The organism is Paenibacillus sp. V4I5 (genome assembly GCF_030817255.1).
GTDB lineage: Bacteria > Bacillota > Bacilli > Paenibacillales > NBRC-103111 > Paenibacillus_E.
The window spans coordinates 234943-252325 of the sequence record NZ_JAUSZB010000002.1 but is presented as its reverse complement, the minus strand read 5'-3'; the positions used below and the strand labels follow the sequence as shown (position 1 = coordinate 252325).

Below are 17383 nucleotides of genomic sequence, written 5' to 3'. Positions count from 1 at the left end.
TTATTGATCTTACTATTCATTTACTCCTCGATTCCCCCCATTTCTTACCAACTTAGTTTCACCTAAGTGTACCAAACGCACGTTCTCATGTACAGTAGTTTACACAACAAAAATTGTTGTACAACATACATCTTTAAAACTTAGCCTAACAAAAAAAACTGCCAACTCTCTGTCGCTAGAGAATAAGCAGTCTTTAAAATGCTCCGAATTAATTTACATCCACACGCACTGTAGCAGGAGTAGCCTCGCTATAAATGGTAATTTTATGAGTGCTGTCGTCCATTGGCTTGGCAGTCAGTCTAACTTCAAAGCGGGCGTTCCCATTTTCATCAAATAAATCACTTGTCCCTAGCGTAGTGCCCGCCTTCACAATCTCAAGGTTTGGATTTTGAGGCGATACAACTGGCGTCAAGCTCTTTGAAGTGACCTCACTTTGATCAAACTGTTTTTTGATGATCGGGTTCCCATACTGGTCAAACAAATTCAACGAAATGGAAGCCTTATCACCCACATCAATCAATCTTGTTTTCGTATTCGAATAGGTTATTTTGTTCGGTTCGATGAAGCTGAGAACAGGTGCGTTGCCTACTTTGAAGCTTTGAGCTGCACTAAGTTTGCTATTATTCACATAAACGTTTACTGGTAAATAATCATTCATTTGGGAAGTATTCGCTTCTTTAACGTTAGCAATAATAACGAGGTTGCCCCACTCATCCTTTTTAAAATCGGCTGGAGCTGAACCAGCTACGATGGCCGTGAAACCCGACGTTCCAAGGGATGCTGTCTCACCATATTGATTCATCGCCTTCACTCTAATCGTTGCAGCCGAGCTGTTCGCAATGGTTTCTTCAGGATTGACGAAGTTGATTTCAGTCACCTGCTCCGCCTGTGCTCTGAAATAAACTTCATTTCTCGATACCGTCGATGCGTCTAACCCAGAAATAGCAGCTGTATATTCTCCTTCACTAATCGGTGATGATGTGAGTAAAGTAGCCCATTTGCCATCATCAGACCAAGTCACTGTTAACGGAACATTCAATGTTCCTTTGCTTAATGTTAGTTTTGCTTTTGTCTTATCAACCGTTTGATTAAACCAAACTTTCACTTTGCTTGCTCCAACAGCTTGTGCACTAACTAATGCTACTTTACCAGGTATGTATTGTTGTTTTGCTTCATAAGCGCCAGTTACCAAGAGTTCGCGGGTAGCAGGCATTTGACCTTCGATTGCACCTATTGTTTCTGGGAGAAGCTTCAAGTTCAATGCAAGTGCTACGTACCCTTTTGCCCAATTAGAGACGGAACCATCCGTTAAGGTCTTATTGACTGCTTCTGCATCCTTACCTAAGATTCGAACCAAGAAAGTTGCTAACTCCTCTTTCGTTACTTGTCCAGCTGGGTTGAAAGCACCCTCGCTAATCCCATTCGTAATGCCAGCTGTCTTCAAAGCTTCAATATAAGGTAATGCATAGCCATTGGCTTGATCGTATGTACTTACATCTGTAAAAGAAGAAACTCTTAAACTAGCATTAATCGGAAGATTCAAGATCATCGCCGCAACTTTAGCGAATTGTGCACGGTTCATTTGACTCTTTAATCCGAAAGTCGTTTCAGTCATCCCATCAAAAATACCCGCACTAATCATCGCATCGAATTTGGCTTTGGTAGCAGCATCTAGTTGGCTCAAGTCCGTGAAGTCAGAGGACGTTTTTCCGAATGCGACAGATGAGAACATGGATAAAGCCATTGTAGATGTAAGTACAATAGATAGGTTTTTTTTCATAACGTTTCTTCCTCCTAACTGTGGGTTATGTGTTGATAGGAATTTATACCCAGTTATTTTGAGATCGAAACGAAATGTTTTGAAATATTTTACAATTACCATCTAGCTTGATACTTGGATAGATTCCAGGAAGGCCATGAATGATCTCTTGAATCTGCTTTAATACGATCTATCGTTGCTTGTATCGACACCAACTCAGGGTGCTTGGTTTGCAGTTCCTTAAGTGGCGGGACCACGTCGGTTGAGAGTCTCCCCAGATATTCAAGGTCGATGATTCCCGTTCTTTCGTACCGCTCCATGTTATTGATTACGATTCGTTGTTCAATATTCATATAATTCATCACCAGATAGGCCAAGATTGCCGTTGTGATAACAGCTTTTGACAAGGACATCCGCTCCATCCAGATTCGGAAAAAAGCAATGATAAACAGAACACCTAAGAAAATCATGAAACCATGAACGAGTAATCTCGTTTGCGTGAAGCCATAAGCCTCTTCATACAACGAAAGCCTTCCATAAGCGGAAATGAGCATCACGATCGTGCATCCGACGAGCATCGTCAGCAGCCCTTTTCGAATGTTTTCCCCCACTTGACCGCTGCGGCGGATCCAATGTAAACCTGGAAACAGCAGCGAGATATTGATGATAGCGACGGCAACAAGCTCGGCAAACCCTCTTCGCGCGTGCTCCGCATAGAACACACCATTAGGTAAAAACCCATTCGCTGCTCCAAATAAATAGGAGAACTGAATGATAGTGAACAGTACATAGACAACATTGACACACACCAGCAAAGTACCGGCTGTTATTGGATCAATCCCCATCTTTTTGCTTACAGCGGCAGATTCTTCCCTTAACTCTTGTGGCGTTTGACTGACTTCGAAGATTTTCGGAAAAAGAATTCCCCATAAATAGCAGAACGTGTATAGGGTTATTCCAATCGTAACACCGATACGTACAATCCCCTCAGCCACCGATATTCCGTTGAACCAAAGTGGGATTTCGGTCACCCATGATTGAAAAACACGATCTGCAGAAGCTAACAACCCAACAACGATGAACAATATAGGGGCTGCCAACAAGAGGCCTGCACCAACTTTCCCCATCTTTCCCCAAGCAGAATCCTTTTCGCTCTTTCTACTCGGCAGCCAAGCTTTGATCATCCCAAAAGGTACAGACAAGTAAGCTATCGGCCTGCCAAAGCAATGTCTCAACAGATCCTGCAGGAATGTTGCATGATACCATGCATGCTTACTATTGCGTGATAAGACAATCGTCTGCATCGCAATGCATAGGGGTAAGGCAAACATATTAAGCGTATGGAACAGATTGTTAGCAAACAATGAATACGTCATAGCAATTAATACAACCGGAACCAGAAGGAACCAACCCGCTTTATTTTGTCCTTCCCACGGTTCAAAGCCGCCTAATCTTCCTTTTATGGCGTAAAAGTAAAGGCTGTAAAAGCCAGCCACACTAATCAGAACAGAGATGCCGGCGGCATGCTCCAAAAACATGTATTGAACCATGAGACCAAATAAACATGCGCACACAAGCATTAAACCGTATTTTCTTTGCCATGGAGCAGGATCTCTCATTGGACTTTTTCTCCTTTGTTTTACAAATGGTAAGGAAGCAAAAGCATTTGTTATTTCCTGCCCTTTATTGTAACCTGTAAAACAAGAACAAAAAGTGTAAGTTTAAATTTCATAATTTCATATTTTATTCCGGAGGCTAAAAGGTGAAAATACGCAAGCATTATTTGACACTTCGACGCTCATTTCCCCATATCCATGAAGAACATCCACTTGAAATAACGCTAGAAGAGCTAGCGTTACATTTGGACTGTACGCACCGCAATATGGTGCTGCTTCTCAAGCGAATGCAGCAGGAGCAATGGCTCACATGGTTGCCCAAGAAAGGCCGCGGCAATCGCTCGACCCTTATTTTCCATGCGCGCAAAGAAGATATGCTTCTGGAGGAAGCTAAGGAATTGGTTGCGAAACAGGATTTGCACTCTGCACTTGAATTGCTGCAAGCAGCCGAGCATGCTTCTTCCCTGCGAGAACAATTCCAAGTTTGGTTGTCAGGGCAATTCGGCTTTCGGTCTGAAGTGCAAGGTCAGCGGAGAACGGATATTTTACGCTTCCCACTTACGCAAACGATTCACGCCTTAGACCCTGCAGCCATCCATTATGCGGGGGAATCTCATCTCGTGAATCAGCTCTTCGATGGTCTCGTTCGGATGGATGCCAAAGGAGATCAGATCCTACCGCATCTTGCACACGCGTGGGATGTTGATGATTCGCGTACCTTATGGACCTTCTATCTTCGGAAAGGTGTGCAGTTTCATCATGGCCACGAGATGCTGGCGAGCGATGTGAAATATTCACTTGAACGGCTTGGGCGCTTAGCGCCGCGTGGTCTTTACAGCTGGGCTTATGCGGACATCATCGACATTACAACACCAAATGAAACAACTGTCTGCATTAAACTGTCTGAACGCAATGAATTATTTCTCGGATTCTTAACTACCAATCGCGCTTCTATCGTACCAGAAGATGTCTGTGAAGCAGCTGGAGGACTGATGGATAAGTCGCCTATTGGCACAGGACCTTTCCGATTAACTGGGCATGAACAAGGGATATGGATCTTGGAGGCATTCCCTGCGTATTTTCAGGGACGTGGATTCTTGGATCGGGTCGAAGTGTGGACGTTGCCGGAGAATGAACAGACAGAAATATCAGCTCAAAGACAGCCTTTCCAAGTCATGCACAATGTGCGAATTTCAGACATGGAGGCGCAGCGTTGGCAGCAAGTACGGCAATCTGGCATGACGACGAAATTCATGACCGTGAATGAGTTGAAAGACGGACCATTAAAGAATCCATTCATTCGCGAGGCACTTCACTTAGCTTTGGATCGACCCTATTTGCTGGAACAGCTCTCAGGCGACGTGATTGAAGCGGCTAATAGCTTCTTCTTGCAATCACAACAAGATACGGATCGTTCCAATCAGTCCGTTGACGCGGGACATTCAATGGATATCGAACAGCTGCTAGCAGCTGCCGGCTGCCAGGGTGACGTACTGAAGCTAGCGACCATCCCGCAATATGAGCAGGATGCGCTCCTCTTGCAGAAAATGTACGCAATGTCCGGAATCACTTTGGAAATCCTGCTCATTCCCGCAGAGGAATTCAAGGGCGAGCTGCGCATGACGGCAGATCTGCTGCTGTTTGCCGTTATGCTAGATGAGCATCGTGAGCTGCGGCTCTACGATATGTACAAGAGCATGCGGCAGCATGCTGCGCCTGATGTGCAGACCATGCTCGATGACAGCTTAGGACAGCTGCGTTCCGAGTCCGACCCGAAACGCAGAATGGCGCTGCTTGAGCAGTTGGAATCACAGCTCAAACAGCGCCATAGCCTGTTATTTCTATATCGAAAACATCTCAAAACCGCTTACCATCCGTCAATTCGCGGGATTTCCCTCGACTCGCTTGGTTGGGTGCGATTTCGCGACATTTGGTTCACCTAGAACCATCCACCCAAGTAAACTATTCGCTCTTCAGTGTAACACCAGCGGGTAATATGCGAACAATGTGCTCGCGAAGCACCACGTTATCGTGCAGTTCATCATTGAAGATGGCAATAATGCCACTATCTTCGCGGGTTCTAATCAAGCGCCCGATCCCTTGTCTAAGCCTTAACAGCATATAAGGAATATCCACCTCTTCATACGGCGAGGTCGAAGCTTGACGCTTCGCATTGAAAACGGGATCTTGTGGAGGAAAAGGCAGCGACCAGACAATGACATTGGACAACGAAGGACCCGGTATATCGAGTCCTTCCCATAGGGTGACGGCAGACAAGACGCTGTGTTCATCCCCCTGGAAAGAGCCAATTAAATGGCTGATTTCTTGATCCCCTTCAAATAAGAATGTCAGGTCCGAACAATCCGAACGGCCTTTGATTTCTCGCTTAAACCGCTGCAGTTCTTCGTGGGTTGGGAACAGAATAAGCGCTCTTCCTTCTGTTCTTTTTAATAACTGAACCGCGGATTCCATCTTTTCTTGAAACGTACCGCCAGACGCCCATTTGGGTGCGATGACTTCCATCCGCTCTGCATAATCAAAAGGAGAATTCACAGAAAATGAAAGATACTTTTCAAGGCCCAAACTGTTAGCCACATAATCGAATGAACCCTCAACAGACAGCGTAGCCGATGAGAATACGATTGGCATTTTGGAAGAAAACACATGCTCTTTCAGCACTTCTTTTACAGTTCTTGGCATAATCACTAGGCTAAGACCTGTAATGCTTTCAGTGGCCCAACAAATGAAGGTTTGATCATTGCGGAACAAAGCCAGCGCTTTCTGCATCATTTCCAAATGTTCTTCCACGATCTTAAGCTGGTAGTCATTTAATGTGAACATTTCACCTTCAAAGACAAGCTCCTCTTCAATCTCCGATAAAATATCACTTAGACGATGGATCTCTCGCAGCAATCGGTCATTGATGACAATCTGTTTACGATCCGATCCAACAATCGGTTGACAGCAGCTTTCAAGCACTTCGAACATAAGCTCGCTTTGCTCAATGGCTCGATCGATACAGACGGCTAACGTCTCGCGTACTTCCCCTTTTAACAAACGAATCACTAATTCCTCGAACACCATATGCTTCAGCTTGTACGTTAATGCTTTCTGAGCGGCCGATTCCATCAGATGTCCTTCATCGAATACAACGGTACAATGATCCGGCAGCAAAGGAAGCTGGCCTTCACGCTTTCTTCCGTCGTACGTCCACACATGTTCCATGTAGAAATCATGCGAGCAGATAATCAGATCCGCCGAACGTCGATACGCTTCACGCGATAACGTTTGGCCGCAGCGATGGCGCTTATCACAAACGAAACAATCCTGATAGGCATCCCAACTCACCTTGTGCCACTGTTCATCATTCAGATGTGGGTAGTTTTTACGGTCCCCATAAGCATGAAAGGTTTGCAGCGCTTCACGTGTGTGAACGAAGTCAGGAAGACCTTCATGCAGCTCTCTGTATAAGCCGATATCCTCGTGACCGAATCGCGCCTCATCAAGCTTGACGAGACATACGTATTGGTCAGGCGATTTGGCAAGTCGTGCATCAATAACAAGATCCAAGTGACGCGATATTTTATCAATATCTCCACCTGGCTTGACCAATTGTTCAATCAAAGATTCATCCGCACAAGCGATGATAGCCGGTTTCTTCATGAAACGCGAGTAACATATCGCATACAATAAATAGACAAGCGTTTTTCCCGTACCAACCCCTGCTTCCGCAAAAATGGTCGATTTCTCAGCAAAAGCTCGTTCTAACTGGAACGCCATGTAAATCTGTTCGTCACGCACCTCGAAGCCCGCTTCAGGTAATACTTCATAAAATATATCCGCAATCCAGTCAGAAACCTGCTGCATGAATGGCTGTGCGTGATCATATGCAAATGGATAACGTCCCACGTAATGTGCCCCCAACAAATAGAATTGAATCAAACTTATATTATCCCACGAATGCCGCGTAAAAGCAAAGGATCGCAAGAAAAAGGAACATAAGAAAAAGGCCCATTCCCCAGCACAATCGCTGCCAAGAATGAGCTCTACCTATTTTACATGCTAAAACGTTCGCGATATCCGCATTTGCGGCATAATTCCTCGACAACTTCACGTCTAGAAAAGCCCTCGAACAATCGGTTCGCCCGCTCACCCTCTACGATTTCGGAGAAAGGCGTTTGGTTGATATTGCCCAAATTAATGACCCCTTCCCCATCCAGACAACAAGGAATCACAGTGCCATCCACAAGAATGCCTGCTTGATTCCGCAATGCGTGACAGAAGCCCGGCCCTTCAATTTCTTCTGCCTTCAAATCCGGCCATTGGAACTCATGATCCTGATTCAGATAAACGCGATCGGCCAGTTTAACACCAGTACCTCGAACGAATTTCTCATCGATTTTGTAATCAAGTTCGAACTCTTTCTCAAGCAATTCCAGCACTTCACGGTTTCGCTGCCGTTCTTGATTCGTCTGATTGTCCGTATCTAGATTCCATAAACGGAATGAAATAATCACATTGGACTTGGCAACGATTTCCTTAGCAAATCGCAGGATACTCGTGACATATCCTTCTTTATCCTCAGATCCTTCATGGCCATCAAAGCTGTGCAAAGAGAAATTCATTTGCCTCAGCGCCGGTTTATCCAGCAGCTTATGTCTATTTTTGTTAATCAGCGTACCGTTGGTTGTGATATTGACCTTGAAGCCTTTCTCATGGCTCAAATCCAGCAGTTCGTCAATCTTCGGATGCAGCAAAGGTTCCCCTTTGACATGCAAATAAATATGATCCGTGTGCGGCTTAATTTGATCTAATATATTAGTAAATGTATCCATTTTAATAAAATTAGCTTGACGCTTCGTCTGTGGGCAGAAGGTGCAAGCCAAGTTACAAACACTTGTAATTTCGATATAAAATTTCTTGAACTTCTTCATTCTATGGCTCCATTTCTAGCTGCGCTCCTATGATATTTGCTATTATACCAAGCAAGCACTATGAAGGAAAGGAATTCAAACAATTAGAAAACCCATTTGACCATCCATCCAATAAAATGAGCAGACGGAATAAGGAAAACTTGCGCTAGCAGTGTTCCCAGAAATCGAGAAGTCATGAGCAGCGCGTAGATCTTACCAAGTTGTCTACGCTGCGATTCGTCATGCAGTGCCTTGTCCGTGATAAGACCTAACTGCGGATCTATGAATATAGTAAGCAAAATCGTAGCAATTCCATTAATAAGTCCGGATGCTTGCGACGCTGTCGTTGCAAATTCAGGTAATAAATGCGCGGCATATAAGGAAGAAAGCACACCAACCGAATAAAAAGCTGTCACCATAATATTAATCAGAAGGAATCGTTTGGGAATCCCCAAGTAACGGAATTGGCTCAGCAGCTTCACATTTGGCTTCTTCAAATATTTTTTCGTGTTCTTCAACTGTGTCACCGTTACACTCGTTATGAGCTTTGGAATCGATCCTGCAATTTCCAAGCGGGAAATGACTCGAACGCTGAGATTGATAAAAGACGGGAATAAAGCAATCGCGATCAGTGTGCCAATCGACGAGGCGAATAAACTGATTCGCAAGTATCGTTCCAAATCGAAGGTCGGTTCGATCTTCGCAAAATCAACGAAGTTCGCAGTCATTGGCGCCTGAATTAAATTCGCAGTACGAGATACAAGGACGACAATGCCGACTAAAGAAAGTGCCACAGCCAACTTGTTCACTCGTACCCCAGCGTACCGAATCGAGTATGACAACGTTTCCGCTGTATGGATAATCATCGTCAGAATGAAGACCAATATGAGCGTGTTCGTCATCGTGTGGATTTATCCTCAGAAAGGGCTAGTAATCCGCTGATAACCTCTTCCCAATGTACTTTCATCTCTTCTCTTTGCTCCGCGCTGTCCAGCTTCTCTTGATGGAAGCTAAATGTTATTTTCCCTGGACTGGCGGCAGGCAGCAGACGAATTTGAAGTGTTGACGCATTCGGGAAGCTAGCAGGCTGCCAAGTCAGTCGAAGCTGCTCCAATGGCTTCACCACACGAAATTCCCCCGTCGTTCCTTCTTGCGTCACGAACTTGTGACCCTTCACAAACTCAACCGACGCTGCATCACCTAACCAAAGTTTTCGCCCTCGAGTTGATATCAGCAGCTCCCAAGCTTCCTCTTGGAAAAACGGGAGTGTACGTCTAACACCAATTTGAAAGCCTACCGAAGCGGTCAAACCAACTGGTTTGTTGGTATTCATCCTTCTTTCCTCCTATCGGGGTTAAATTCCCCGCTTTTATACCGGAAGTCGTTTTCTCATCCAACGAATCTGTCCCCGATGATTTATCTCATCCTCAAACACGTGGTACCACATGAAATAATGGTTGGCTGGCTGGTTCCGCCAGAATGGATACTCCTCATACAACCAATCATCTGTCTTCGTCTAGAAAACCTCATACGTTTTGCTGCGCACCTCGCTCATGATGTTGAGATAATAGTCGAGGTTATTTCCCTTAATTTGGGCTCTTCCTTGATCACCAAGCTCGAGAGCATTGACATCAGTCTACTAATTTGAGGCGTATAGTCTGGTATATCTGTGATTAGTAGAAGATTCGGTGAATCGTGCATATTTACTTTCGCTCCTTGTTAAGTCGTTAAGTTTATCTTATTAGATTCGTTCTTTTGGTAGATTTCCCCTGCTATGAGCATTAAAAGCCTCTCTTAAGGCGAAATTAGCTGCAAATTTTGCAGATAATCCCCTACAAAGGGCATTCTACGCCTAGTTTTGATGCACAAAATGCATGTTGTGTGATGTAATTACTTGCCTCCCTCAATGTTGGTCGATAATCCTTGTACTTCCATCGTTATATCCAATGACTAATGAGCTTACCATGCGAGTGAATAAGCCATTATCAACAACACCTGGAATTAAGTTGATTTGTTTATTTAGCTCTATGGGCTTTACTATTTTTTCAAAATTACAATCTACGATTATGTTTCCGTTATCCGTAAAATACGCCTCATCGTTACTCATTCGTATCCTTGTGCTACACCCTAGTTCCTTTAATTGATTCATTGTTAAATTCGCAGCAAAGGGTACGATTTCGACCGGTAATGGAAATTGGCCTAAATGTTCTACTTGTTTTGATTCATCTACAATTACAAAAAATCTCTTACTATTGATTGCTAGTATCTTCTCTCTTACTAATGCGCCGCCTCCGCCTTTGATTAAGTTTAAATGAGTATCAACCTCATCGGCTCCATCGATTGTTATATCTATCCATTCTATTTCCGAAAATGGAACGATTGGAATTCCTAATTTATTTGCCAATTCTTCCGAATCTCTAGAACTCGCTACGGCACGGATACGAAGCCCTTCCTGTATTCTTTGGGCAATTTTTTGGATTGCCCAGTATGCCGTTGATCCAGTACCTAATCCGACTACCATTCCATCTTCAATAAATTCAACAGCTTTCTCAGCGGCATGTTTTTTTGGGTTCAGCATTTTCTATATTCACTCCCTGAAATTAGTTTATTGTTTAATTTATTTTGCCCTCAACCTATCTTAATTACAATCTTTGTCAATTGGAAAAGGAGTTCATATATTTTCGTGAAATCACCACAAATTTCCTTTATGTAAATAAAAAAAGAAGCCCAATCTCTCAGGCTTCTCTACTAATTCATGATGAATGCCGCTCATCGCCATACCATAGTTCCCTGAACGTAGCACTATGCCGCAGCAGTTCCTCCGAATTCCCTTCGGCCTCAATACGGCCGTCCTTCATTACAATGATGTGGTCTGCCCGCGAGAGCGCCGTTTTGCGGTGCGATACGACCAGGCAGGTCGCATCGCTGCGACGCTGGAACATCCGCTCCCACAGCTTCTGTTCCGTCTCGACGTCGAGTGCGCTCGACAGGTCGTCGAACACGTACAGCTCGGCGTCGCGCACGAGCATTCGCGCTGCAGCCGTCCGCTGCGCTTGCCCGCCGGAGAGCTTCACCCCACGCGGGCCGATGACGGTGTCCAGCCCGCCAGGCAGCTGCGCAACGTCGAACTCCATCACCGCCGCGTGTAGAGCCTGCTGCAAGCTATCGCCTTGCTCCGCTTGCCCAAGCAAAATATTGTTTCGCAGCGTATCGCTGTATAGCCGCGGCACCTGCGCGGTATAAGCGCTCCGCGGCGGTGTAAAGAATGTGCCCGGATCTTCAACGGGCACACCATTCCACGCAATCGTTCCCTTTCCCTTGGGCAGCAGCCCAAGGAGCGAGCGAACAAGCGTGGTCTTGCCCGAACCAATCGTTCCGGTAATAACGGTGAACGACCCTCTTTTCAAGCTGAAGTGAATGTCCGAGATCCCTCTGCCTGTATCAGAGTAAGCGTAGCTCAGTCCATTCACATCAAGCCGCTGCAGCGAGGCCTCAAGCCCGGTTTCATGACTGAATCCTTCCTCTAACTTTGCTCCAACCGCGTATTCACGCTCGAATCCTACTTCTAACTTTACCTTACTCGCACCTTCACTCTCGAGTCCTTCGACCCTCTTTACCCCACCCAGACTCTCTCTTCCATTCTGAGCCGAAGGGATATCGGACACAGTAGCCTCCGCTACTTTACTCTCCGCCTTCAAATGCAGCGAATTAACGATCGTAAGAACCTTAGCTGATGCCCCCTGCAAAAGAAACGTCAATCTCTCCAGCGACACACTCATCTGCTTAAAATATGTAATAAATTTACCCACATTCGTAATAAACTGCGTAACAAAAGTTAAATAGTACACGAATAAAGCGAAATCTCCGACAGTAAACGTCCCGGCTCTCATTTTAGTTCCCGCGAGCAATAGAATGAGTCCCGTCCCTAAATTAACCGAGTTAGAAAACACCGAATCCAGCAGTTCACCCATGAGCCGATCCTTCAGCATCGCTTTCCTGCGGTCGTCACCGAAGCTGCTGAACCGAGCGATCACTCGTTTCTCTGCACCGGCGACTTGTATCGCCTGCACATTGCCGAACATTTCGCTAATCTCTCCCGTTACCTTAGACGTTGCTTCACGGCTAGCTGCGCGATATTTCTGTAAGCGAACAGTCGCTAACTGCGCAGCTGATATAACAAGAACAATCGGCATAAACACAAGCAGAGTCATTTGAGCATCAATCCGAATCAGGATATAGCCCGATACGAGGGCAAAACAAGTCATCCCGAAAACATCGACCGACCAGCTTGCTGCCTCTTCCGATTGATCAACATCATCTCGGAAATGGCTAATCGCTTCCCCCGGAGAAACGGGAATGGCCTGTGCCCCCGGCTGTTTTAATACATGCTCAAGCAGATTCCGTCTAAGCAGCATCCCCATACGAAAGCGGAAATTAACATCCGTAATAAAACCGATAACAATCAGCATGATTCGCCCTAAGGCGGCAGCCATCAACAAAGCGATAAGTCCCCATACACCATAACCAAGCGCTGACGTACCTGTCAGGGAATCGAAAAACTCTTTCGTTATAAGGCCAGGCGCAATCGGCGCCAAATAGATAACGGTCCAAGCAATGGCGTTAACCAGATACCGTATTGGCCGGTACATAATAAGCCGCCACAAATATTGATACGTATTCATGCCAACACCTCCTCTAAGCCTGTGGCAAGTAACTGGCTGAAGCGAGAATTCGGATCTGCGGCCAGATGCTCTCTTTTACCCGATTCCAACACGCGTCCATTATCCAGAATAAGAATGTGGTCTGCTCGTTGAACGGTTGTTAGACGATGGGCAATCATGATACAGGACCGCTGTGTCAACAGCTTAGAAACTGCTTTTTCCATACGCTGCTCCGTCAATGGGTCAAGTCTGGAAGAAGCTTCGTCCATGATTACAAGTCCGGGGTTCGTTAAGAACACCCGTGCGAAGGCTAGCAGCTGTGCTTCTCCTGCAGACAGGCTTCCTCCTCCGGAGGCTAAACCTGTATTTAGCCCTTCAGGCATGGCTTCATACCACGCTCCGAGTCCTAGCTCCTTGAGTACATCAATAATTTGTTCGTCCTTGATCGAATCGTCGTAGAAGGTTAAGTTATCTCGAATGGTCCCTTGCATAATTTCAATATTTTGCGTCACCAGGGCTACACGTTTACGTAGATCAACTAACTTACAGCTCCGGATATCCGTACCACCAAGCGTGATACTTCCACTTTGAGGATCGTAAAAGCGAAGCAGCAATCTTGCCATTGTTGACTTTCCGCTCCCCGTGCGGCCAAGGAGTCCTAGGACTTCTCCAGGTTTCATAGTCAGATTTAACCCCTCAATTGTAGGCTGATCCCCATCATAACTAAACGTGACATCATGGAATTCAACGCTAAGCGGCCCCTCCGGTAACGCAGCTCCAGGTCCATCCTTAATCTCAGACTGGATAGCAAATAGCTCACGAATACGTGATATACTAGCGTCTGCCTTTTGTAAATCTTCCATTTGCGTACGAATCTTTTCAATCGGCTTGGCTAATAATTCCGTATAAAAGAAAATCAGATACACAGTACCTAGAGAGATATGCTGGGTGTGCCACAGATAAGCGCTAATACCAAACGCCATGGCGTTGCCAAGCGCAAATACGAAAATAGACATGTTCCACATCGCACAGAAACCGAGAAAGGCTTTCACCCGAAGCGGCAGCATTTTTCTAAGCATCGTATAGAAGCGATTCATAACGAACCCGACTGCACCATTGGCGCGAATATCTTCAGTTCCCTCCAAATGCTCACCAATAAAACCATAAAACTCTGCGTTCGCCTGCCGCCATCCCGCCCAAACTGGAACAGCAAATTTACGGATCCACTGAATCATAAAGACCGCAAATACAACGAAAAAGGCCATCCCCGCGCCAATCAACCAATTTTCCCGCAGCAACAAAATAATAATACCAGCCATTAAGAGCAGATTACCCAATAAATGAATGATCATGCTCGAGAAGAAATTAGCTAGTGCATTCACATCCCCATCCACACGTTCGATGAGCGAGCCTGATGTATGTGATTTATGAAATGACATATCCAGTGATAGACAATGAGCGGCAAGATCCACTCGTAGCTTATTCGTAGTTTTCCACCCTACATTTTCACTAAAATAGGTCGCAATGACGGATACAAGCTGCTGCACAAGCGCAAAGCCAATAAACATAATCGCGGCTGTAATCAGTGGCTGCATCGCCCCTTGCGTTTGAGCGGTATCGATGAAATAGCGAATAATTTGCGGGTTGATGAGTTGAAGACCAATAGATGCGAATAATAGCATCGTCAATATAAAGAGCGTACCCTTTTGGGGGAACAAATATCGGCTAAGCAGCTCCGCATATTGTCCCATCGTGTTATGCTTTTTTTGTTTATGCTTCATATAGGAAGCGTCCTCCACTAATAATTAATGACATTAATATTTAACATTACTAATTAATCAAACCATTTCTTATTTCGGAAAAACATATACATACCGAAACCAATGCCGAACATGATAAATAGAACAATAAAATATCCCCAACGCCAAGTAAGTTCCGGCATATTTTGAAAATTCATTCCGTATATCCCAGCAATAAATGTCAGAGGCATGAAAATCGTCGTTATCACCGTTAAAGTCTTCATAATTGTATTCATACGGTAGGAATTTATGGAAACATAACTATCTCGTATATCCGCAGTTAAATCACGATTGGAGTCAATAATTTCTGAGAGCTTAAGCAGATGGTCGTAGATGTCTGTAAAATAGACGACATGTTCTTTAAGTCCTTCAATTTTTTCGGTATTAATAACACGATAGAGCAGATCTCTCATAGGAACAATTGTCTTTCGAATCTTTAATAGCTTAGCTCTTATTTCAAAAATTTCGTTCATTAAGATGTGAACAGGAACACTTTTACCTCTTACTTCGATTTCATCTAACTGATCTTCGATTTGATATAGACTAGGGAAATATTCATCTACGAGCTTATCTATAATTAAATAGGCCGTGTATACAATACCTTTCTCAACAAACTTTTGTTGATCTGCCATCCGATGCCATGCCTCATCAATTTCCTTAGACGGTGAATAGTGAAAGGTAACGATGAAATTAGTACCCCAGAATAAGTCCACCTCTTCCGCAGCTAACGTTTCAGGATGCAAAGCATGAAGGACAAAAAAATGAGTATCATTGTAATGATCTAGTTTAGGTCGCTGCAGATAATGATAGCAATCTTCTATAGCCAGTGGATGAAATTGAAAGTGCTTTTGTAAGAGTAGGGCTTCCTCCTTGGAAGGCGCATTAAAATCTACCCAGTACCGATCTATATTTGAATTTTTAAGATCATCTAATGAGGATAGATGGATAATCTCCTGTTCTTCGTTAACAGCCAATATTCTAATCACTAGTGTCTCCTCCTTAATTCCCTATTCATTAACCTACAACAACGATTAATGCTTGTCCATACACAACGGCAAAAAAGCCGCAATCACTCGCGGCCCTCATTCTCTATATTCTTTTATAACTCATTTTAAAAATAACGCGATGTCATCATCTTTTTCTTCGTATAAAACTCTACACCATCTTTGCCATTGGCATGCAAATCTCCATAAAATGAGTCTTTCCAGCCTGAGAATGGGAAAAAGGCCATCGGAGCTGGTACACCAACGTTCACGCCAAGCATCCCCGCCTCCACTTCCTCACGAAATTTGCGAACAACTTTGGCATTTTCCGTATAGATGACTGCCGAGTTGCCGAATCGCGATTGATTCACAAGCAGCAGCGCTTCGTCCAGATCCTCAGCACGGAATAGGGATAATACCGGACCAAATATTTCTTCTTTAGCAATGGTCATATTTGGTTTCACGTGATCGAATACCGTAGCTCCAAGAAAAAATCCTTCAGCCGAATAAGCCTCCGCATTTCTTCCATCTAATAGAAGCTCCGCTCCCTCCTCTATCCCTTTGTCAATAAAGGCTTCAATCCTGGTGCGCTGTTCGCTTCGAATGATCGGTGTGAGTGTAACTTCTTCATTCATCCCATTGCCAAGCACCATATTACGTGCCGCATGAAGAAGCAAGCTCACGAAATTCTCCCCATCCCCAACAACGACAACCGCCGAGCAAGCCATGCATCTCTCCCCTGCGCTTCCAAAGGAAGACATGATAATATTCTCAATCGATTTTTCAACGTGGGCATCTGGCATCACGATATGATAATTTTTGGCCCCTGCTAGCGCTTGCACACGTTTACCTGCTGAAGAAGCCTTCTCATAGACATATTTCGCAACCGGCTGCGAACCTACGAATGAAATTGCTTTTACAGCAGGCGTAGTAGATAAGGCATTAACGACATCATGTGCACCATGGACGACATTCAACACCCCATCAGGGAGCCCAGCTTCTTGAAAAAGTGACGCTAATTTCATTGCAGTAAGTGGCGTTCGCTCTGACGGCTTTAACACGAACGTATTTCCACAAGCAATGGCCAAGGGAAACATCCAACATGGCACCATCATCGGAAAGTTAAAAGGAGTTATCCCCCCAACTACACCGAGCGGCATCCGAAAAAGCTCCGAGTCCATATCGGCGGATATGTTAGCCAATGTCGAACCCATCATATGCGATGGCGTTCCTGCTGCAAATTCTACGCATTCGATCCCACGGAGCACCTCACCTAACGCTTCTTTATAGCTTTTACCATTCTCAGACGTAATAAGCTCTGCAAGTTCTTGCTCATGTTCCTGCAATAAATGCCAGTAGTGAAACAATACTCTTGCCCGTTTGGGCACAGGTGTTCTGCTCCATGATTCGAAGGCTGTTTGTGCCGCTAGAACAGCATTTTCGACGTCTTCGGAAGAAGAATGCGGCACACGAGCGATGATTTCTCCTGTTGCCGGATTAATCACATCACCTACTAAACCGCTTTCTGAATCGATCCAAACACCATTTACGAAATTTTGTAAGAGTTTCATACTCGTTCAGCTCCTGGTAGGAAGAATTTTTCCCAAAAGTCTTTGGACACATTGTATAATAGGTGAAATTACTATTTCGCT

The 17383-nt window shown here is 44.8% G+C and carries 12 protein-coding genes; 1 reads left to right on the top strand and 11 read right to left on the bottom strand.

From position 1 onward, the window contains the following. Nucleotides 1-208: 208 nt before the first annotated feature. Nucleotides 209-1780: an S-layer homology domain-containing protein gene (locus QFZ78_RS03010; protein WP_307545217.1), complete on the bottom strand. Its 1572-nt coding sequence runs from the start codon at nucleotides 1778-1780 to the stop codon at nucleotides 209-211. 95 nt (nucleotides 1781-1875) lie between these two features. Next, the gene (locus QFZ78_RS03005; RefSeq protein ID WP_307545215.1) at nucleotides 1876-3378 is read right to left on the bottom strand and encodes a DUF4153 domain-containing protein; all 1503 of its coding nucleotides are present in this window, start codon (nucleotides 3376-3378) and stop codon (nucleotides 1876-1878) included. A gap of 143 nt (nucleotides 3379-3521) precedes the next feature. On the opposite strand from QFZ78_RS03005, the gene QFZ78_RS03000 reads away from it, so the two are divergent. Then, nucleotides 3522-5318 carry an ABC transporter substrate-binding protein gene (locus QFZ78_RS03000; protein WP_307545212.1) on the top strand — a complete coding sequence of 599 codons (1797 nt, stop codon included), beginning with the start codon at nucleotides 3522-3524 and terminating at the stop codon, nucleotides 5316-5318. Nucleotides 5319-5337: 19 nt separating this feature from the next. On the opposite strand, the gene QFZ78_RS02995 is transcribed toward QFZ78_RS03000, so the two are convergent. The 9 genes from QFZ78_RS02995 to QFZ78_RS02955 all read right to left on the bottom strand — a co-directional run bounded on the left by QFZ78_RS02995 (nucleotide 5338) and on the right by QFZ78_RS02955 (nucleotide 17302). After that, nucleotides 5338-7284: an ATP-dependent DNA helicase gene (locus QFZ78_RS02995; protein WP_307545211.1), complete on the bottom strand. Its 1947-nt coding sequence runs from the start codon at nucleotides 7282-7284 to the stop codon at nucleotides 5338-5340. A 146-nt stretch (nucleotides 7285-7430) separates the two neighbouring features. Beyond that, complete coding sequence (locus QFZ78_RS02990) at nucleotides 7431-8309, bottom strand: radical SAM/SPASM domain-containing protein (protein ID WP_307545209.1); 879 nt, start codon at nucleotides 8307-8309, stop codon at nucleotides 7431-7433. A gap of 83 nt (nucleotides 8310-8392) precedes the next feature. After that, on the bottom strand, nucleotides 8393-9190 hold the full coding sequence (locus QFZ78_RS02985) for a lipid II flippase Amj family protein (protein ID WP_307545208.1): 798 nt from the start codon (nucleotides 9188-9190) through the stop codon (nucleotides 8393-8395). Continuing rightward, nucleotides 9187-9621 (bottom strand): SRPBCC domain-containing protein, encoded by a 435-nt coding sequence (locus QFZ78_RS02980; RefSeq protein ID WP_307545207.1) that lies wholly within the window; start codon nucleotides 9619-9621, stop codon nucleotides 9187-9189. Before QFZ78_RS02980 ends, QFZ78_RS02985 begins: the two co-directional genes overlap by 4 nt. A 570-nt stretch (nucleotides 9622-10191) precedes the next feature. Next, nucleotides 10192-10863, bottom strand: coding sequence for a ribose-5-phosphate isomerase RpiA (rpiA, locus tag QFZ78_RS02975; protein WP_307555445.1), 672 nt, complete (start codon nucleotides 10861-10863; stop codon nucleotides 10192-10194). 178 nt (nucleotides 10864-11041) lie between these two features. Continuing rightward, on the bottom strand, nucleotides 11042-12970 hold the full coding sequence (locus QFZ78_RS02970; protein WP_307545206.1) for an ABC transporter ATP-binding protein: 1929 nt from the start codon (nucleotides 12968-12970) through the stop codon (nucleotides 11042-11044). Then, nucleotides 12967-14730, bottom strand: coding sequence for an ABC transporter ATP-binding protein (locus QFZ78_RS02965; protein ID WP_307545205.1), 1764 nt, complete (start codon nucleotides 14728-14730; stop codon nucleotides 12967-12969). Before QFZ78_RS02965 ends, QFZ78_RS02970 begins: the two co-directional genes overlap by 4 nt. A 53-nt stretch (nucleotides 14731-14783) precedes the next feature. Next, nucleotides 14784-15734: a magnesium/cobalt transporter CorA gene (corA, locus tag QFZ78_RS02960; RefSeq protein ID WP_307545204.1), complete on the bottom strand. Its 951-nt coding sequence runs from the start codon at nucleotides 15732-15734 to the stop codon at nucleotides 14784-14786. Nucleotides 15735-15859: 125 nt separating this feature from the next. Beyond that, a complete protein-coding gene (locus tag QFZ78_RS02955; protein ID WP_307545203.1) occupies nucleotides 15860-17302 on the bottom strand; it encodes a CoA-acylating methylmalonate-semialdehyde dehydrogenase in 1443 nt (480 codons plus the stop codon). Nucleotides 17303-17383: the final 81 nt, after the last annotated feature.